This window comes from Stenotrophomonas sp. Steno-C17 (genome assembly GCF_056393165.1).
The window spans coordinates 152,298-169,847 of record NZ_JBWJPD010000001.1 but is presented as its reverse complement, the minus strand read 5'-3'; the positions used below and the strand labels follow the sequence as shown (position 1 = coordinate 169,847).

14 protein-coding genes and 2 riboswitches are annotated in these 17,550 nt (G+C 67.9%); of the genes, 7 read left to right on the top strand and 7 right to left on the bottom strand.

Translation table 11 applies throughout. From position 1 onward, the window contains the following. Positions 1–161: 161 nt before the first annotated feature. Together AC06FA_RS00745 and AC06FA_RS00740 are read right to left on the bottom strand one after the other, a co-directional pair. A complete protein-coding gene (locus AC06FA_RS00745) occupies positions 162–782 on the bottom strand; it encodes a glutathione S-transferase family protein (protein WP_478066689.1) in 621 nt (206 codons plus the stop codon). Between the two features lie 80 nt (positions 783–862). Beyond that, entirely contained in the window at positions 863–1,642 is a 780-nt protein-coding gene (locus AC06FA_RS00740) for an NYN domain-containing protein (RefSeq protein WP_478066688.1), read from the bottom strand. 111 nt (positions 1,643–1,753) lie between these two features. Here AC06FA_RS00740 and AC06FA_RS00735 point away from each other — a divergent pair, with 111 nt between their 5' ends. The 3 genes from AC06FA_RS00735 to AC06FA_RS00725 all read left to right on the top strand — a co-directional run bounded on the left by AC06FA_RS00735 (position 1,754) and on the right by AC06FA_RS00725 (position 5,673). Then, complete coding sequence (locus tag AC06FA_RS00735; RefSeq protein WP_478066687.1) at positions 1,754–3,031, top strand: NAD(P)/FAD-dependent oxidoreductase; 1,278 nt, start codon at positions 1,754–1,756, stop codon at positions 3,029–3,031. Between the two features lie 216 nt (positions 3,032–3,247). Further along, positions 3,248–4,036 (top strand): hypothetical protein, encoded by a 789-nt coding sequence (locus tag AC06FA_RS00730; protein WP_478066686.1) that lies wholly within the window; start codon positions 3,248–3,250, stop codon positions 4,034–4,036. Positions 4,037–4,107: 71 nt separating this feature from the next. After that, a complete protein-coding gene (locus AC06FA_RS00725; RefSeq protein ID WP_478066685.1) occupies positions 4,108–5,673 on the top strand; it encodes an XVIPCD domain-containing protein in 1,566 nt (521 codons plus the stop codon). Positions 5,674–5,708: 35 nt separating this feature from the next. Here the strand turns inward: AC06FA_RS00725 and AC06FA_RS00720 are convergent, their stop codons facing one another. The 4 genes from AC06FA_RS00720 to AC06FA_RS00705 form a co-directional block, all read right to left on the bottom strand. Then, entirely contained in the window at positions 5,709–6,125 is a 417-nt protein-coding gene (locus AC06FA_RS00720; protein ID WP_478066850.1) for a hypothetical protein, read from the bottom strand. 5 nt (positions 6,126–6,130) lie between these two features. Further along, entirely contained in the window at positions 6,131–6,562 is a 432-nt protein-coding gene (locus AC06FA_RS00715) for a nuclear transport factor 2 family protein (protein ID WP_478066684.1), read from the bottom strand. A gap of 72 nt (positions 6,563–6,634) precedes the next feature. Next, positions 6,635–7,045 carry a hypothetical protein gene (locus AC06FA_RS00710; protein WP_478066683.1) on the bottom strand — a complete coding sequence of 137 codons (411 nt, stop codon included), beginning with the start codon at positions 7,043–7,045 and terminating at the stop codon, positions 6,635–6,637. Between the two features lie 73 nt (positions 7,046–7,118). Beyond that, on the bottom strand, positions 7,119–7,385 hold the full coding sequence (locus AC06FA_RS00705) for a GIY-YIG nuclease family protein (protein WP_199933438.1): 267 nt from the start codon (positions 7,383–7,385) through the stop codon (positions 7,119–7,121). A gap of 41 nt (positions 7,386–7,426) precedes the next feature. Beyond that, positions 7,427–7,516: riboswitch (glycine riboswitch) on the top strand. 13 nt (positions 7,517–7,529) lie between these two features. Beyond that, positions 7,530–7,635, top strand: a riboswitch (glycine riboswitch). An 82-nt stretch (positions 7,636–7,717) separates the two neighbouring features. Between AC06FA_RS00705 and AC06FA_RS00700 the strand changes: the two genes are divergently transcribed. The 4 genes from AC06FA_RS00700 to AC06FA_RS00685 all read left to right on the top strand — a co-directional run bounded on the left by AC06FA_RS00700 (position 7,718) and on the right by AC06FA_RS00685 (position 16,198). Next, a complete protein-coding gene (locus AC06FA_RS00700) occupies positions 7,718–8,335 on the top strand; it encodes a trimeric intracellular cation channel family protein (protein ID WP_478066682.1) in 618 nt (205 codons plus the stop codon). A gap of 482 nt (positions 8,336–8,817) precedes the next feature. Further along, the gene (locus tag AC06FA_RS00695; protein WP_478066681.1) at positions 8,818–10,005 is read left to right on the top strand and encodes an MdtA/MuxA family multidrug efflux RND transporter periplasmic adaptor subunit; all 1,188 of its coding nucleotides are present in this window, start codon (positions 8,818–8,820) and stop codon (positions 10,003–10,005) included. After that, positions 10,002–13,142, top strand: coding sequence for a multidrug efflux RND transporter permease subunit (locus AC06FA_RS00690; protein ID WP_478066680.1), 3,141 nt, complete (start codon positions 10,002–10,004; stop codon positions 13,140–13,142). Before AC06FA_RS00695 ends, AC06FA_RS00690 begins: the two co-directional genes overlap by 4 nt. Next, positions 13,139–16,198: an efflux RND transporter permease subunit gene (locus tag AC06FA_RS00685; protein ID WP_478066679.1), complete on the top strand. Its 3,060-nt coding sequence runs from the start codon at positions 13,139–13,141 to the stop codon at positions 16,196–16,198. Before AC06FA_RS00690 ends, AC06FA_RS00685 begins: the two co-directional genes overlap by 4 nt. Before the next feature lie 242 nt (positions 16,199–16,440). Here AC06FA_RS00685 and AC06FA_RS00680 read toward each other — a convergent pair whose 3' ends face one another. Next, positions 16,441–17,514 carry a 3-deoxy-7-phosphoheptulonate synthase gene (locus tag AC06FA_RS00680; protein ID WP_478066678.1) on the bottom strand — a complete coding sequence of 358 codons (1,074 nt, stop codon included), beginning with the start codon at positions 17,512–17,514 and terminating at the stop codon, positions 16,441–16,443. Positions 17,515–17,550 lie beyond the last annotated feature (36 nt).

The window sequence follows — 17,550 nt, the reverse complement described above, 5'->3', positions numbered from 1 at the left end:
CAGAGCCCACCCGACGGGTGGGATCCGACCCCAATCAACGCGCGCTTACCGCCGTTGGTAGAGTCGAGCTTGCTCGACTGAACGTAGCACCGCAGTCGAGCAAGCTCGCAGCGGGGTCAGAGCCACCCGTCGGGTGGGATCCGACCCCACACAACCGGCGCTCAGGTCAACGGTGACATCACGCCGCGCTGGTAGGCCGGGCGTTCGCGCAGGCGTGCGTACCAGTCGGCCACATGCGGCAGGTCCGGACGCTGGATCGGCAGTTCGTACCAGGCATACACCAGCGACCCCAACGGAATGTCGCCCATCGCGAAGCGATCGCCGGACAGCCACGGCTGCGTGGCCAGGGTAGCGTCGGCCATGGCCAGATACTCGCCGGCGCGCACGATGGCTGCGTTGATGCGGGCTTCATCGCGGTCGGCCGGGGCGGTGCGCATGATGCCCCAGATCAGTTCGGAGTACAGCGGCGCCATCCGCGAGGTGCTCCAGTCCATCCACTTCTCGGCCTGCGCACGTTCCATCGCATCTTCGGCGTACAACGTACCCAGCGCGTAGCGCGCGCTCAGGTAGCGCACGATGGTGTTCGATTCCCACAGCGGCAGGCCGTGGTCTTCGATCACCGGCACCAGGCTGTTCGGGTTCATCGCCACGTACTCGGCCGACTGCGTGCCGCCGTGGCTGCCGCCTACTTCGATGGATTCGTACGGCAGCCCGATTTCCTCGGCACACCACAGCACCTTGCGGACATTGCTGGAATTGCGGCGGCCCCAGATCTTCAACATGCGTTTGTTCCTTGCCTGCAGCGGTGCGCCACGCTGGCGCGGAGCCGCTACGATACGCCGATCAAACGCGCTGTGCTGCGCTACCGGTTCTTCTTCGGCAACGCGCGCACGTAGGACGATTTTCCGTCTTTCTTCAGCTCGAACAGGCCGATCGCCGCCAGCAGGTCGCTGAGCTTTCCGTAGCCGTAGTTGCGCGGATCGAACGAGGCCTGGTTGCCGATCTGGCTGCCCACCGGCCCCAGGTGCGACCAGCCATCCTCACCTTCGGCCGACGACACCGCACGGCGCAGCATCTTCACCAGGCGGGTATCGCTGCGCATTTCCGCGCCGCTCTTGCGTGGCCGTGCTTCATCGCTGGCGGCCTGTTCGCTGGCGGTCCGCTCCACTTCGGGCGTGTCGGCATCGGGCACGCTGGCGTGGGCCTGGCCCAGCGCTTCCAGATAGGTGAACTTGGAACAGGCGTTGACGAATGGCTCGGGCGTCTTCTTTTCGCCAAAGCCATACACCTTCACCCCGTCGGTCAGCAGGCGCATGACCATGGGCGTGAAGTCGGCATCGCTGGATACGATGGCGAAGCCATCCAGGTTGCGTGCGTACAGCAGATCCATGGCATCGATCACCATGGCCATGTCCGACGCATTCTTGCCCTTGCTGTAGGCGAACTGCTGGATGGGGCGGATGGCGTACTCGTGCAGCACCACTTCCCAGCCCTTCAAACGCGGGCTTTTCCAGTTGCCATAGGCGCGCCGCACGTTGGCCACGCCATGGCGGGCCACTTCGGCCAGCACTTCGTCGATCTTCGATGCCGGCGCGTTGTCGGCGTCGATCAGCAGGGCAATGCGCTTTTCCGGTTCGGACATGGGTTCCTCGGCGAAGGGGCTGCGGCCTGAACCGAGTATCGCCGATCCCGTTGGGCGGGCATGTGACGTGCGATGATGCCGGGCGACATCCACCCCCTCTGGAGTACGTCGATGAGCCGCGAACCAGTCCCCCACCTGGTCATCATCGGCGGCGGTTTCGCGGGCCTCTGGGCCACCCGTGCCCTGGCACGCGAACGGATCAGGATCACTCTGGTCGACCGCCGCAACCACCACCTGTTCCAACCCCTGCTGTACCAGGTCGCCACCGCGGGCCTGTCCGCACCCGATATCGCCGCGCCCCTGCGGCATATCCTGGGCCACCAGCGCAATGTGGAAGTGCGCCTGGGCGAAGTGGTGAGCATCGAAAAACAGGCCCGCCAGATCACTCTGGCCGACGGCAGCACGCTGGGCTATGACAGCCTGCTGCTGGCCACCGGCGCCACCCACGCCTACTTCGGCAACGACCAGTGGGCCGCCGATGCGCCGGGCCTGAAGACGCTGGACGATGCGATCGCCCTGCGCCGCAAGCTGCTGCTGGCCTTCGAGCGCGCCGAAGCCGAGCCGGACCCGGAGAAGAAGGCCGCCTGGCTGAGCTTTGCGGTGGTCGGCGGTGGCCCCACCGGTGTGGAACTGGCCGGTACGCTGGCCGAGATCGCCCGCCACACCCTGCGCAATGAGTTCCGCCATATCGATCCGGCCAGCGCCAAGGTGCGCCTGGTGGAAGCGGGCCCACGCGTGCTGTCCTCGTTCCCCGAAGTGCTTTCGCTGAAGGCGCGCCGGCAGCTGGAAAAGCTGGGCGTGGAAGTGCTGACCGGCACCCCGGTCAGTGATATCGACAGCCAGGGCTTCAAGCTGGGCGACCAGTTCGTGCCCGCGCGCACCGTGGTGTGGGCCGCGGGCGTGGCCGCGTCACCGCTGGCAAAAACCCTGGACGTGCCACTGGACCGCGCCGGCCGGGTGCAGGTGCAGCCGGACCTGACCCTGCCCGGCCATCCCGAACTGTTCGTGGCCGGCGATCTGGCCGCGGTCAGCCAGGCCGATGGCCGCCCCGTGCCCGGCGTGGCGCCGGCCGCCAAGCAGATGGGCAAGCACGTGGCCGAAACGATCCGCGCACGCCTGCATGGCAAGGCCGAACCGGGCGCGTTCAAGTACGCAGACTACGGCAATCTGGCCACGATCGGCCGCATGGCCGCGATCGTGCACCTGGGCAAGCTGCAGCTGTCGGGCATCCTGGCCTGGTGGTTCTGGCTGGCCGCGCACGTGTTCTTCCTGATCGGCTTCCGCAACCGCATCGTGGTGCTGCTGAACTGGGCCGTGGCGTACTGGAGCTACCAGCGCAGCGCACGCATCATCTTCGGTGATGACCAGGAAGACCGGCGGCCGAAATAGCGGGCGGGAAAACGGGGTCGGATCCCTTTCCACAGGAAAGGGCTCTGACCCCATCCACGCATGGCGTGGATCTACTGGCTATGGCTACCAGCGCAGCGCGCGCATCATCTTCGGTGATGACCGGCAAGACCGGCGGCCCAGGCGCCAGGCCTGGGTCCCAGCGGCCTTCACCTGCAAGCTGCTAGCGTAGGCGGGTCGCTGAGGAAAGGAAGCCGCATGGACCTGCTGAAATGCTTACCCGCGCTGGCCGCAGCCGCCCTGCTCTGCGGCTGTCCGGCAGGGCACTCGCAGGCGGAAGCCTCCGCCCCCGCGCCAACCTCCTCTCAGCGCCTGTCTGCCGGTACGTACGCGACAGAACGAGGGTGGGGGCAACTGCAATTGCAGGCGCGGCCTGGCAGTACCGCGCTGCAGTTCCATCTGGAGACCGAATCCTCCGGTGCTGGATGCAGCCTGGCGGGCACGCTGGGCGACGATCTGCAGTCCGTCAAGGTGGATCCCGCACCCGGCGCGGCGCAATGCCTGCTCACGCTGCACCCTACGCCCCAGGGCATCGAGGTGGGGACGCGCACGGTCGATGCCTGCGCCGCCTACTGCGGCAGCAACGGCGGATTCAGGGGCCACTACCTGGCTGTGACCGACGCTTGCAGCACAGACAACGTTGCCGCCGCGCTGCGCAAGGCCGCTGAAACGACCGGGCCGTCTTCCGCCGCCGGGACCGCCAGCAGGCTTGACGCCCTGCAGGCGTCCTGCGCGGCCACGCTCTCGTTGACCACGATCGGCGATATCCGGCTGGCCATCGCCGCGGCCCAGCACGAGGCAGGAAACAACGATGCCTGCCGGGCGGCACTTTCTCCCTATGCCGAGGACGCCGGGCGCAGCGATGACGAGATCAGCGACGGGATGTCACCGGTTGTGGCGGAGGAATACGTTGCACTCATCGCATCCGTGCGCGACGCCCTGCTGATGTGCGGACACGCCGCCAACGACAAGGAGAACAGCCCATGAGCTCAGCACCGCAGCATGGCCCGCAGCTCAGTGATGCGCAGCTGCGCACACTGGCCTACTTCGCTATCGGCGTGGCCTCCGAGGGCAGCAACGCCGGCCGTAACGTGGCCTATCAGTTGTCCTTTGCCGGCAACATCAGCGGCAATGTCATGACGCCCGTGGGCAACAGTGGTTTCTCAATCGGCACCCTGCAGACCGACCTGGGCCAGCACCCAGAAGTCGCGACCCAGCTGGTGGACGCCTATCAGCGCTGGGCACGCCAGCAGCAGCCCTCGCTGGAGCTCGATGGACGCCAGCAGCAGCAGACGGTGTCCGACCTGCAGCGCGATGGTGCCGCCATCAGGGCGCAGAACGGGCGTGCACTGGAGGGTACTGTCCGCGCACGTCTGGACAATTTCCTCGCATCCAACGAGGGCGTGGCGTTCGTGCATGCACACGATGTCAGCCAGGTCGATCGCCTGCTGCGCCAAGGCGATGGCCGCCGGGATCCTGGCGGCGCGATGCAGCAGCTGCGCGGCACAGACCTGTACCAGCATGCGTCGCTGGATGACCAGGCCAAGCTTGCTACCATGCTGATGAAGCTGGAAAACCAGGCAGGACTGGGCCGCTATCCGGGTGTACTGCGCTCGATTTCCAGCGGCGACCTGGCCAGCGTGGATGACGTCAAGACGCGGATCGACGGCATGCTTCCCAACCGTATCGTGCGCGGCAGGGAGCAGCCCGATTACCTGGAAAGCGGCGTTGAGCATGCCTTGAAGGGCACCGAGGTCTTCAACCGGTTGCGGGCCGCAGGCCCAGGCAATCCGATGCGGGATGTGTTCGCCGGCGTCGCCGCCGCCCCGTTGGCCAGCCCGGTGGTGCTGGCGGCAGATCGCGCACATCCCGAGGCCTTGCATCGCTACGAAGTCGTCAAGACCCTGTTCCTGCAGAACACCGAGGCACCGGCGTACCTCGATGCGCTGCAGCACGGGCGCTCGCACGCCTGGGGCCGCCCACAGGCGGTGGGAAACTCGCCGGCCACCGCCGGCCTGTACGCCTCCGGCAATGATCTGGTCATCTGGAACCGGGATGGTCGCGGCCATGCCTTGATTGATGGCCAATGGTCCACCGTTCCGCGCGCGGAACTGCATCGCCAGCAGAACGCCGATGGCTCCATCGATCTCAACCGCGCCCCGCGCAACGGGATGCCCGAACAGCTGCTTCATGTCGAACCGGCACAACGGGGGCAACGGCATGCAGCGCTTTCCGACCCAATGCTGCAACAGGCCGAGGCGGCGGTTCGACGTTTGCAGGAAAGCCAGGGGCTGCCTTGCGGCGACAGCGCCCAACGCCTTGCAGCCAGCTCGACCTGCCTGGCTCGCGAGGCCGGGATGACACGCATCGACCATGTCGTGCTGGCTGCCCCGTCGTCGCAGGATGGCAGGGCGGAGACACTCTTCGTGGTGCAGGGCGACCCGTCCAACCCAGCCCATGTCAGGGCACAGATGCCGGCGGCGCAGGCATTTGCCACCCCCGTGGACACGTCGTTGGCACAGTTGCAGGCGATGAACGAAGCGCATCAGCGGACAGATGCGCTGTCCAGGCATGAAGAGCTGGATCGCCAGAGCAGCCTGTCGCAGCAGACGCGATCAGTCTGAGCAGCCGGGCGCGGGCCCGGCGCTGTAACCGGAGGTCACCGGCGGCAGAAATCCTCCTTCCTCGCGGTCTCGGCGATCTGCGCCGCACTCCAGTGACGGGTGATCCAGATCGTCAGCGCCGTGCTGCTCAACTGCCAACGCAGCATGCCGTGCCGCGGCTGCCGCATCAGGTGGCGGCGGGCAACCCAGGACGCCTCCTGCTCGGCCACGGGTACCTTCGCTTTCCTCGCGTCCTCGTCGAAGAACTGCGCGGCGAAGTGCCAGGGGTTCATTGGCTGGAACCCTGCGCGCGGTTCACTGCTGCACGCCGCCATGCCACTGGGCGCACGTTCTGCGGGTTGCGGCCAACCGTCCACCAGGGCCAGCCCGAGCAGGTACAGCAGGCCGGGCAGCAGCGCGATGCCGGCTGCCAGCAGGAGGATGGAGAGCCACGCCTTCCCCGCAGCGCGCATCGCGGTCATTCCGCCTTCGGCTTGGGGTACCACAGCGCGTTGACGATGACCCAGCGCTGGTCGAACCGGCCCATGTGGAAGTAGTCGACGAACCACGGGGTTTCCAACCGCACCGAGGCCGCGTTGCCCGTCACGTCGAGCACCGTGCAGCGGCGGTCCCATTGCGCCTTCGGGGTTTTCAGCGCGCCCTGCCTGGTCAGCGCGACCAGCTCCTCCTTCGACATGCGCCGCAGGCCGAGGCGTTCGTCGGGCGTATCGCCCAGCACGGCGCGCTTGGCCAGGTCCGGATGCAGGGAGCGGGCGACCCGCTGCGGGTCGGCTTCCAGCTGGCCATCCACGTAGTCATGGCAGGTCGCTTCGATGGCCGCGAGGGTGGCGGGGTCGGCGGTGGGGCTGGTGGCTGCAGCGACAGCGAACAACAGGGCGACGGTGGACATGGGTGTCTCCAGCGCTGGGCGTGGGGCGATGGTGGCATGGCTGGGGCGCCCCCATCCACGCAGGGCGTGGAGCTACGGGATCAGGCCCATTTCGTCGGCGCCCAACTGCAGGTACATGAAGGCCGCCGCTTCGTTGGGCATCGGCTGTCCCTGCGGGAACGTGTCAAGCCATGCGGTAATGCGCGCATGGCGGCCCTTCAGCGCGTCCGCCATGGCCTTCTTCTCGGCTGCCGTTGCCCGTTGCTGCATCGCGTCGCGCAGCGCGTCATCGGCGATGCCCCACGTTTCCGCCAGCGGGATCAGGTCGACCAGATCAGGGGGTACCTGATCGCGGCGCAGGTGGATCCCTTCGGGCATGGTCGCGCCGCGCTGCGCGGTCAGTTCGGCGGCGCTGCCGATCTGCCCGTGTTGCAGCGGCGGCTGGGCGTCGGCGCCTGCCGGCAGCGCGGTGCAGAGGGTCATCAGCAACCAGCGGGCTTTCATCGGACCGTCCCTGCGTCGATGGGTGTGGCGATGATGGCATGGGTGGGGTATCCCATCCACGCATGGCGTGGATCTACTGGATCGCGGCCTGCAGCCACGCCAGCTTCCGCTCGCGCGGCTGCTGCTTGAGCTGCCATTCGGCGCGCGAGGCAGCCGCACGATCGGGGTACTCGCGCACGGCCAGTATCTGCAGGGGGGGGCGGGCACGGGTATAGCGTGCGCCCTTGCCGGCCTGATGGGCGGCGAAACGGGCCGCCACATCGGTGCTGATGCCGGCGTAGTAGCTGCCGTCGCGGCATTCAAGCAGGTACAGGAACCACGGGCGGGGGGACGGAGCCATGCCGCCGATTATGCCGTGCTGCACTGCAGCGGATATACTGCGGCCCGAATGCAGGAGAGAGGCGCCGCGCTGGCGCCCGCCGAAGGCGCAGGCTCCCATGATCGCTCAGGCCGGTGGGCTGGAATCCCACCAACCATGCATTCGACACGCCGAGCTGGAGAGAGGTCGCCGGGCACGCCCGCCGCGATCCGCCGAAGGGGCACGCGGTTCATCCCGCTGAACTCTCAGGCAAAAGGACAGCGGGAGCGGCACCGGTCATCGTCATTCCGTCATTGCACAGGCAGTGGCGGTATACGCGCATGGCCGGCCCCACCGCGCCCGGAGCCTGACCCATGCTGCTGTCCATCATCTACCTGATCGCCATTTCCGCCGAAGCCATGACCGGCGCCCTGTCTGCAGGCCGCCGCCGCATGGATCTGTTCGGCGTGGTCATGATTGCCTGTGTGACTGCCCTCGGCGGCGGTTCGCTGCGCGACATCCTGCTGGGGCATTACCCGCTGGGCTGGGTGAAGCATCCCGAGTATCTGGCCTTCACCGTCTGTGCGGCGCTGATCGCCACCTGGGTGGCGCGCTGGATGCACCATTTCCGCCGCACCTTCCTGGTGCTCGATGGTCTGGGCCTGATCGCCTTCACCCTGATCGGCTGCGCGATTGCGCGCGAGGCCGGCCACGCGATGCCGATCGTGCTGATTGCCGGCATGCTGACCGGCGCGTTTGGTGGCGTGCTGCGCGACATCCTCTGCAACGAAGTGCCGCTGATCTTCCAGAAAGAGCTGTACGCGATCATCTCGCTGCTGACCGGTGCGGTGTATCTGCTGTTGCTGCACTGGGGCGTGGCCGATGCCACCGCGATCCTGTGCTGCCTGGGCGGTGGCTTCGCGCTGCGCCTGCTGGCGATCCACTACCGCTGGGAAATGCCCAAGTTCGTGTACCACGACGAAGTGCATTGAGCGGCGCGTAGGTCGACGGCCGTGCATTGTAGAGTCGAGCCATGCTCGACTGCTGTGCGTTGTAGAGTCGAGCTTGCTCGACTGCTCCAGGAAAAAGCAGTCGAGCAAGCTCGACTCTACGAATCCAGGCCCCGCCAAGCACCATCGCACACCGCACAAAACCAGGCTCCGCCAAGCACCATCGCACACCGCACAAAACCAGGCCCCGCCAAACAGCCCCGCACGCCGCACGCATGCACGGCCCCGCCCAGCAGCATCGTCAGCCGCACGCATCCATGCTGCCCACAGCCACGCCATGACCTTGGTCATGCGGCAATCGGCAGGCTGATTGGCTACCATGGGCGCCCCGTCGCACGCGCGACGGCATCCAGCCACGCCGCGCTGCGGCCCCGCCAGACAACTCCCCTCCCCCGCTGCCCGCGGCGCCCCCAGTGCGCGCGGGCGTACATGTCCCTGCGCGTGCGCAGGGCGCAGGATGCCCCATGTCCGCTGTCGAGTCGCCCCGTAGCACCCCGCCCCGTTTCCGTCGCGCGTGGCTGATCGCCGTCGTGCTCGTGGCCGCCGCCGCGCTTGCCTGGTGGGCCTGGCCGCGGGCCGATGCGAGCGCGGCCGCCAGCAGTCCGGGCAAGACGGTACCGGTGCGCGTGGCCCCGGCCAGCGCCGAGCCGCTGGTACTGCGCCTGAAAGCGGTGGGCACGGTCACCCCGCTGCACAGCGTGGTGGTGCGCAGCCGGGTGGACGGCGAGCTGATGCGCCTGCACTTCCAGGAAGGCCAGCAGGTGAAGGCCGGCGATCTGCTGGCGCAGATCGACCCGCGTCCGTATGAAGTGAAGCTGGCGCAGGCACAGGGCACCCAGCAGCAGAACCTGGCGGAGCTGGAAAACGCCGAGCGCCAGTTGCAGCGCTACCGCGAACTGCAACGCCAGCACTTCGTGTCGGCGCAGGAACTGAGCGACCAGCAGAGCAAAGTGCGCCAGCTGCAGGGCCGTCGCATCAGCGATCAGGCCGCCGTGGACGAAGCGCGCCTGCAGCTGCAGTACACCCGCATCGTGGCGCCGGTCAGCGGCCGCGTGGGCCTGCGCCGCCTGGACGTGGGCAACCTGGTGCAGGCCAGTGACACCGAAGGCCTGGTCACCCTGGCCCAGACCGCGCCGATCAGCGTGCTGTTCACCGTTCCGGAACCGGAACTGCCCGCGCTGCTGGATGCAGTACAGGCGCAGCCGGCACTGGCGGTGGAAGCCTGGGACCGCGAAGAACGCACGCAGCTGGCGCACGGTGCGCTGTCCAGCGTGGACAACCGCATCGACACCGCCACCGGCACGTTGAAGCTGCGCGCGCAGTTCGACAACGCGGACCAGGGACTGTTCCCCAACCAGTTCGTCAACGTGCGCCTGCAGCTGGGCGAGCACCCGGCGCTGCTGATTCCCGATGCCGCCGTTCAGTTCGGCAGCCAGGGCAACTACGTGCACATCGTAGACAAGGACAACAAGGCGCAACGCCGCACCGTGGTGCTGGGCCCGGCCGATGATGGCCGCGTGGCGGTGCGCTCGGGGCTGCAGGCCGGCGACCAGGTGGTGATCGAAGGCATCGATGGCCTGGAAGATGGCACCGCCGTGGAGATCGTGGCCGAACCCGCTACGCAGGCGAAGGCGGCCAAGGCCGGCGCATGAACCTGTCGCGCCCCTTCATCCTGCGCCCGGTCGCCACCACGCTGCTGATGGTGGCGCTGCTGCTGTCCGGCGTGCTGGCTTACCGGCTGCTGCCGGTGGCCGCGCTGCCGCAGGTGGATTACCCGATCATCCAGATCACCACGCTGTACCCGGGTGCCAGCCCGGAACTGACCACGCGCACCATTACCGCGCCGCTGGAGCGCCAGCTTGGGCAGATTCCCGGGCTGAAGCAGCTGTCGTCCACCAGCTCCGGCGGTGCCTCGGTCATCACCCTGCAGTTCGGCCTGGACGTGTCGCTGGGCGTGGCCGAGCAGGACGTACAGGCCGCCATCAACGCCGCCGGCAGTTTCCTGCCGGACGACCTGCCGGTGCCGCCGGTGTACCGCAAGGTGAATCCGGCCGACACCCCCATCATCACCCTGGCGGTGACCTCGCAGGGCCTGTCGCTGCCGCAGGTGCACGACCTGGTGGATACCCGCATCGCCCAGCGCCTGGCCCAGCTGCCCGGCGTCGGCCTGGTCAGCCTGGCCGGTGGCCAGCGGCCTGCCGTGCGCATCCAGGTCAACGCCGCTGCGCTGTCGGCCAACGGCCTGGGCATGGACCACATCCGCGCGGCCATTGCTGCCGCGAACGTGAACCTGCCCAAGGGCAGTTTCGACGGTCCGATCCGTGCGGTGATGCTGGATGCCAACGACCAGATGCGCAGTGCCGACGAGTACCGTGCACTGGTGCTGGCCTGGCGCGAGGGCGCGCCGCTGCGCCTGGGCGACGTGGCCAGCGTGACCGATGGTGCCGAGAACCGGCAGCTGGCGGCGTGGAGCGGTACCGAGCCCGCGGTTCTGGTGAACCTGCAGCGCCAGCCTGGCGCCAATGTGATTGCCGTGGTCGAACAGGTGCGCGCGATGCTGCCGCAGCTGCAGGCCACCTTGCCGGCCGGCGTGCAGATGACCGTGCTGAGCGACCGCACCGAATCGATCCGCGCCTCGGTACGTGGCGTGCAGAAGGAACTGGTGCTGGCCATCGGCCTGGTGGTGCTGGTGACCTGGGTGTTCCTGCGCAACGCTTCGGCCACGCTGATTCCCAGCGTAGCGGTGCCGCTGTCGCTGATCGGCACCTTCGCGGTGATGCTGCTGGCAGGCTACTCGCTCAACAACCTCACCCTGATGGCGCTGACCATCGCCACCGGCTTCGTGGTGGACGACGCCATCGTGATGCTGGAAAACATCGCCCGCCACCTGGAAGAAGGCGAAAGCCCGCAGGAAGCGGCGCTGAAGGGCGCCGCCGAGATCGGCTTCACCCTGGTGTCGCTGACCGTTTCGCTGATCGCGGTGCTGATCCCGCTGTTGTTCATGGCCGACCTGGTGGGCGCGCTGTTCCATGAGTTCGCGGTGACGCTGGCGGTGGCCATCGGCATTTCACTGCTGGTATCGCTGACGCTGACGCCGATGCTGTGCGCGCGGTTCCTGAAGCCGCATGCGAAGGGGTCAGAGCCCCACGGGGATCTGACCCCGGTCGGGTCTGTGGGGTCAGAGCCCCAAGGGGATCTGACCCCGAGGCGCGATGTGTTCGACCGCATCATCGCCGTGTACGACCGCCAGCTGCACTGGGTGCTGCAACGCCAGCCACTGATGCTGCTGGCCACCGTGGCCACGCTGGCGCTGACGGTCGCGCTGTACTTCGCGGTGCCCAAGGGCTTCTTCCCGGTACAGGATGCTGGCCTGGTGCAAGGCATCAGCGAAGCGCCGCAGGCGATCTCGTTCCAGGCCATGCGCGAGCGCCAGCAGGCACTGGCCGAGGCCATCGAGGCCGATCCGGCGGTAGCCAGCCTGTCGTCCTACATCGGCGTGGATGGCAACAACGCCACGCTCAACACCGGCCGCCTGCTGATCGAACTGAAGCCGCACGGCGACCGCGAACCTGCGGACGTGGTGATGGCGCGCCTGCAGCAGCGCGTGGCAAAGATCCCCGGCATCACCCTGTATCTGCAACCGGTACAGGAACTGGGCATCGAAGACCGCATCAGCCGCACGCAGTATCAGTTCACCCTGACCACGCCGGAACAGCAGACGCTGGAAACCTGGACACCGCGGCTGCTGCAGGCGCTGCGCCAACAGCCGGCGCTGCGCGACGTGGCCAGCGACCTGCAGATGCAGGGCCGACAGGCGCGGGTGAACATCGACCGCGATGCCGCTGCGCGCCTGGGCGTGAGCGTGGAAGCGGTGGCCGATGCACTGTACGACGCCTACGGGCAGCGGCAGATCTCCACCATCTTCACCCAGGCCAGCCAGTACCGCGTGGTGCTTGAAGCCGATCCGGCGCGGCAGCCCGGGCCCGAGGCGATCAGCGGCCTGCGCGTGCGTAACAGTGCGGGGCAGACCGTGCCGCTGGGCGCGGTGGCGCGGGTGGAGCTGGGGCCGGCCGCCCTGCTGCGCAACCATGTGGGCCAGTTCCCCGCGGCGACGCTGTCGTTCAACCTGGCACCCGGTGCATCGCTGGGCGAAGGCGTTGCCGCGGTGCAGGCCGCGCGTGCGGCCATCGCGCTGCCGGCCAGCATCGAACTGCGCCTGCAGGGTGCGGCCGCAGCGTTCAGCAGCTCCCTGTCGTCCACGCTGTGGCTGATCCTGGCCGCCGTGGTGGTGATGTACATCGTGCTGGGCGTGCTCTACGAGAGCTTCGTGCACCCCATCACCATCCTGTCCACCCTGCCCTCGGCCACCGTCGGTGCGTTGGCCGCGCTGTGGGTGAGCGGGCGCAGCCTGGACCTGATCGCGGTGATCGGCATCGTGCTGCTGATCGGCCTGGTGAAGAAGAACGCGATCATGATGATCGACTTCGCACTGGATGCGCAGCGCACGCGCGGCATGACCCCGCGCGAGGCAATCCACCAGGCCGCGCTGCTGCGCTTCCGCCCGATCCTGATGACCACCCTGGCCGCCCTGTTCGGTGCGGTACCGCTGATGCTGGCCAGTGGCTCGGGTGCTGAACTGCGGCAGCCGCTGGGCTGGGTGATGGTGGGCGGCCTGCTGGTCAGCCAGGTGCTGACCCTGTTCACCACGCCGGTGATCTACCTGGCCTTCGACCGTCTGCAGCGCGGTCGCGCGGCCGCCGCGGTCGGGGCTGCAGAGGCACGCGCATGAGCCCCATCGCGCGCCTGGCCCAGGCCTGCGTGCAACGACCGGTGGCCACGATCCTGCTGGCCGTGGCGCTGGTGCTGGCCGGCCTGCTGGCCCTGCGCCTGCTGCCGGTGGCACCGCTGCCGCAGGTGGACTACCCCGCCATTGAAGTGAGCGCCAGCCTGCCCGGTGCCTCGCCCGAATCGATGGCCGCTACCGTGGCCACGCCGCTGGAACGCGCGCTCGGCAGCCTGCCCGGCATCTCGCGCATCGATTCGGCCAGCACCCAGGGGCAGACCTCGGTGGAGCTGAAGTTCGTGCTCGGCCGCGATATCGACGAAGCCGCGCGCGAAGTGCAGGCGGCGATCAACCTGGCGCGCGGGCAGCTGCCCAGTGGCATGCCGGGCATGCCGCAGTACCGCAAGGTGAATCCCTCGCAGGCGCCGATCCTGGCCTTGGCACTGACATCGGACACGTTGCCGCCGGGCCAGCTGTACGATCTGGCTTCCACCGTGCTGGCGCAGAAGCTGTCCCAGGTGCCGGGCGTGGGCGAGGTGCAGGTGGGCGGCAGCGCATTGCCCGCCGTGCGCGTATCGCTGGACCCGAACGCACTGAACCATGCCGGCCTGGCACTGGAAGACGTGGCCCAGGCCATCGCCCGTGCCAATGCCGTGCGCCCGCTCGGCGCGGTGGGCGATGACCGCCAGCAGTGGCAGCTGGAAGCGCCGCTGCAGCTGCGCCAGGCCGCGCAGTACCAGCAACTGGCGCTGAAGGTCAGCGATGACCGCACGCTGCGGCTGGGCGATGTGGCGGTGGTTGCCGATGGGGTGGAAGACCGCTACGCCAGCGGTTTCCACAACGAGCGCCCGGCCGTGCTGCTGATCGTCAGCCGCCAGCCCGGCGCCAACATCATCGCCACCGTCGATGCCATCCAGGCGCAGCTGCCGCAACTGCATGCACTGCTGCCCACCCACGTGGACATGCGCCTGGTGATGGACCGCTCGCCGGTGATCCGCGCCACGCTGCACGAAGCCGAGCTGACCCTGGTGCTGGCCATCGTGCTGGTGGTGCTGGTGGTACTGGCCTTCCTGGGCCACTGGCGTGCCGCACTGGTGCCCAGCGTAGCCATTCCCGTGGTGCTGTTTGGCACGCTGGCGCTGATTGCGTTGATGGGGTTTTCGCTCAACACGCTTTCACTGATGGCACTGATCGTGGCCGCGGTGCTGGTGGTGGACGATGCCATCGTGGTGCTGGAAAACATCGCCCGCCACCGCGAACTGGGCGCCGACCGCTGGCAGGCGGCCGTGCGCGGCGCGTCGGAAGTGGGTGCCACGCTGCTGTCGATGAATCTGGCACTGGCCGTGGTGTTCGTCTCCATCCTGTTCCTGGATGACTTCGTGGAACGCCTGTTCCGCGAGTTCTCGCTGACCCTGGTGGCGGCGATGGGCGTGTCGGTGGTGGTGGCCCTGAGCCTGGTGCCGATGCTGTGCGCGCGCCTGTTCGTGGACGATGCGCAGCACAGCTCGCGCTGGCAGCGTGGCAGCAATGCGTTGTTTGAACGCGTGCGCGCGGCCTACCTGCGCACGCTGCAGGCCAGCCTGCGGCAGCTGCGCTGGCCACTGCTGGCCTTCGTGGCGGTCATCGCGCTCAACGCATGGTTGTTCCAGCAGGTGCCCAAGGGCGTGGTGCCCAAGCAGGACACTGCGCAGCTGCGTGGTTTCGCCCGCGGCGATGATGGCCTTTCGTTCCAGGCCATGCAGCCGAAGATCGATGCCTACCGCACGCTGCTGCTGTCCGACCCGGCCATCGAGGACATCATCGGCTATATCGGTGGCAGCAACGGGGTCAACAACGCCTTCATCATGATCAAGATGAAGCCGCTGGCCGAGCGCAAGGTGTCCAGCCAGGAAGTGATCGACCGCCTGCGCGCGCGCCTGCCGCAGCTTCCCGGCGGCAACCTGTACCTGTGGGTGGACCAGGACATCCGCCTGGAGGGTGGCGGCAGCAGCGGTCAGTACGAATTCCAGCTGCTGTCGGCCGACATGGCGCCGCTGCGTGAGTGGGCGCCGAAGGTGGCCGCCGCGCTGCGCGGCCTGCCCGAGCTGGTGGACGTGGAAGCGCAGGGCGAGGCCGGCATGCGCCAGGTGGTGCTGGATATCGACCGCGAGGCCGCTGCGCGCCATGGCGTGGACCTGCGCACCGTGGCCAACATGCTCAACAACTCCTTCAGCCAGCGCCAGGTCGCCACCCTGTACGACAGCCTGAACCAGTATCGGGTGGTGATGGAACTGGACCCGAAACACACCCAGGACCCCGGCACGCTGGCGCGCCTGCAGGTGATCGACGGCAGCGGCCAGCGCATTCCGCTGTCCAGCATCGCCAGCTGGCGCTACGGCATGGCACCGGATCGGATCTACCACAGCGAACAGTTCGCCTCGATCTGGATCGAATTCGCGCTGGCACCGGGGGTGGGCCTGGAACAGGCCACGCAGGCCATCAACACCGCCATGGCCAAGCTGATGCTGCCGCGTTCGGTGCAGGCCAAGCTGTCCGGTGAAGCCGGCGGCCTGGACAGCCTGCGTTCGCGCCAGCTGTGGCTGGTGCTGGGCGCCACGCTGGCGGTCTACCTGGTGCTGGGTGTGCTGTATGAAAGCTTCCTGCAACCGCTGGTGATCCTGTCCACGCTGCCGTCGGCCGGCATCGGGGCGCTGCTGGCCCTGTGGCTGTTCGGCAACGAACTGAACCTGATCGCGCTGCTGGGGTTGTTCCTGCTGGTGGGCGTGGTGATGAAGAACACCATCCTGCTGGTGGACTTCGCACTGGCCGGCGAGCGTCGCGGCCTGAGCGCGCAGGATGCGGTGATGGAGGCGGCACGCCTACGCCTGCGGCCGATCCTGATGACTTCGCTGGCCGCGCTGCTGGGCACCCTGCCGCTGATGCTGGCCAATGGCGAGGGCTGGGAACTGCGGCAGCCGCTGGGCATCGCCATCGTGGGCGGCCTGCTGGTCAGCCAGTGGTTGACGCTGTACACGACTCCGGCGATGTACCTGGCGCTGGCGAGGATTCGGGCGAAGCGATAAGCGGGTATGCATCGGGCGAGGCATGTAGAGTCGAGCCATGCTCGACTGCCTTTGGCGTTGGTCGAGCATGGCTCGACGCTACAAAAACCGGTATCACCACCCCGGCGATGTACCTGGCGCTGTCGCACTTACGCAGCGCCAGGCGCATCGCCGGTGCGGACGGGTCGGTCTCCAACTCCGACCGACCCTGATCGCGGCCGCACCCCCGCAGGCGCTGGCCGCCATCCACACACGTGCCGCACTCAAGCGGCTTCGGACACCTTTACCTCACGGCGGGCGCGCACGGCAGCGGCCAAGCGCTCCAGCACCTGCACGGTGGTGTCCCAGTCAATGCAGCCATCGGTGATGCTCTGGCCGTAGACCAGCGGCTGGCCTTCCACCAGTTCCTGGCGACCGCCCACCAGATGGCTTTCCACCATCACCCCGACAATGCGCTGTTCGCCATCTTCCAGCTGGGTAGCGATGTCCTCGATCACCTTCGGCTGGTTGTCCGGATTCTTCAGGCTGTTGGCGTGGCTGGCATCGATCATCAGACGGGTCGGCAGCTTGGCCTTGGCCAGCGCCTGGCAGGCCTCGCCCACGCTGGCCGCATCGTAGTTGGGCTGCTTGCCGCCGCGCAGGATCACATGGCAATCCGGGTTGCCGGTGGTGGACACGATGGCCGTGCCGCCCTGCTTGGTGACCGACAGGAAATGGTGCGGGTTCGAGGCCGCACCCACCGCATCGGCGGCGATCTTCACGTTGCCGTCGGTGCCGTTCTTGAAGCCCACCGGGCACGACAGCCCCGAGGCCAGTTCGCGGTGCACCTGGCTTTCGGTGGTGCGCGCACCGATGGCGCCCCAGGCGACCAGATCGGCGATGTACTGCGGCGAGATCACATCGAGGAACTCGACACCGGCCGGCAGGCCCAGCTTGTTGATGTCGCGCAGCAGGCCGCGGGCGATGCGCAGGCCCTTGTCGATCTTGCAGCTGCCATCCAGGTCGGGATCGTTGATCAGGCCCTTCCAGCCCACCGTGGTACGCGGCTTTTCAAAGTACACGCGCATGACGATTTCCAGTTCGCCGGCCAGCGCATCGCGCAGGGGCTTCAGGCGCTGGGCGTATTCGATCGCCGCGTGCGGGTCGTGGATCGAGCACGGGCCAACCACCACGGCCAGGCGGTCGTCGCGGCCGTGCAGGATCTGGTGCAGGGCCGCGCGCGAGGCGCTGACGGTGTCGGAGGCTTCATCGTCGCAGGGCAGCATCGCCAGCAGCTGGGCAGGCGGTGTGAGTGGTTCGATGGTGCGGATACGCAGGTCGTCGGTGTGCGGGGGCATGGTGGGGGGTCTCTACGGAACGTGGGGGTCCGCAGC

What these genes read in the sequence shown, in the direction of transcription:
- AC06FA_RS00745 (WP_478066689.1), bottom strand. Translation starts at nt 782, where the DNA reads ATGTTGAAGATCTGGGGCCGCCGCAATTCCAGCAATGTCCGCAAGGTG.
- AC06FA_RS00740 (WP_478066688.1), bottom strand. Translation starts at nt 1,642, where the DNA reads ATGTCCGAACCGGAAAAGCGCATTGCCCTGCTGATCGACGCCGACAAC.
- AC06FA_RS00735 (WP_478066687.1), top strand. Translation starts at nt 1,754, where the DNA reads ATGAGCCGCGAACCAGTCCCCCACCTGGTCATCATCGGCGGCGGTTTC.
- AC06FA_RS00730 (WP_478066686.1), top strand. Translation starts at nt 3,248, where the DNA reads ATGGACCTGCTGAAATGCTTACCCGCGCTGGCCGCAGCCGCCCTGCTC.
- AC06FA_RS00720 (WP_478066850.1), bottom strand. Translation starts at nt 6,125, where the DNA reads ATGCGCGCTGCGGGGAAGGCGTGGCTCTCCATCCTCCTGCTGGCAGCC.
- AC06FA_RS00715 (WP_478066684.1), bottom strand. Translation starts at nt 6,562, where the DNA reads ATGTCCACCGTCGCCCTGTTGTTCGCTGTCGCTGCAGCCACCAGCCCC.
- AC06FA_RS00710 (WP_478066683.1), bottom strand. Translation starts at nt 7,045, where the DNA reads ATGAAAGCCCGCTGGTTGCTGATGACCCTCTGCACCGCGCTGCCGGCA.
- AC06FA_RS00705 (WP_199933438.1), bottom strand. Translation starts at nt 7,385, where the DNA reads ATGGCTCCGTCCCCCCGCCCGTGGTTCCTGTACCTGCTTGAATGCCGC.
- AC06FA_RS00700 (WP_478066682.1), top strand. Translation starts at nt 7,718, where the DNA reads ATGCTGCTGTCCATCATCTACCTGATCGCCATTTCCGCCGAAGCCATG.
- AC06FA_RS00695 (WP_478066681.1), top strand. Translation starts at nt 8,818, where the DNA reads ATGTCCGCTGTCGAGTCGCCCCGTAGCACCCCGCCCCGTTTCCGTCGC.
- AC06FA_RS00690 (WP_478066680.1), top strand. Translation starts at nt 10,002, where the DNA reads ATGAACCTGTCGCGCCCCTTCATCCTGCGCCCGGTCGCCACCACGCTG.
- AC06FA_RS00685 (WP_478066679.1), top strand. Translation starts at nt 13,139, where the DNA reads ATGAGCCCCATCGCGCGCCTGGCCCAGGCCTGCGTGCAACGACCGGTG.
- AC06FA_RS00680 (WP_478066678.1), bottom strand. Translation starts at nt 17,514, where the DNA reads ATGCCCCCGCACACCGACGACCTGCGTATCCGCACCATCGAACCACTC.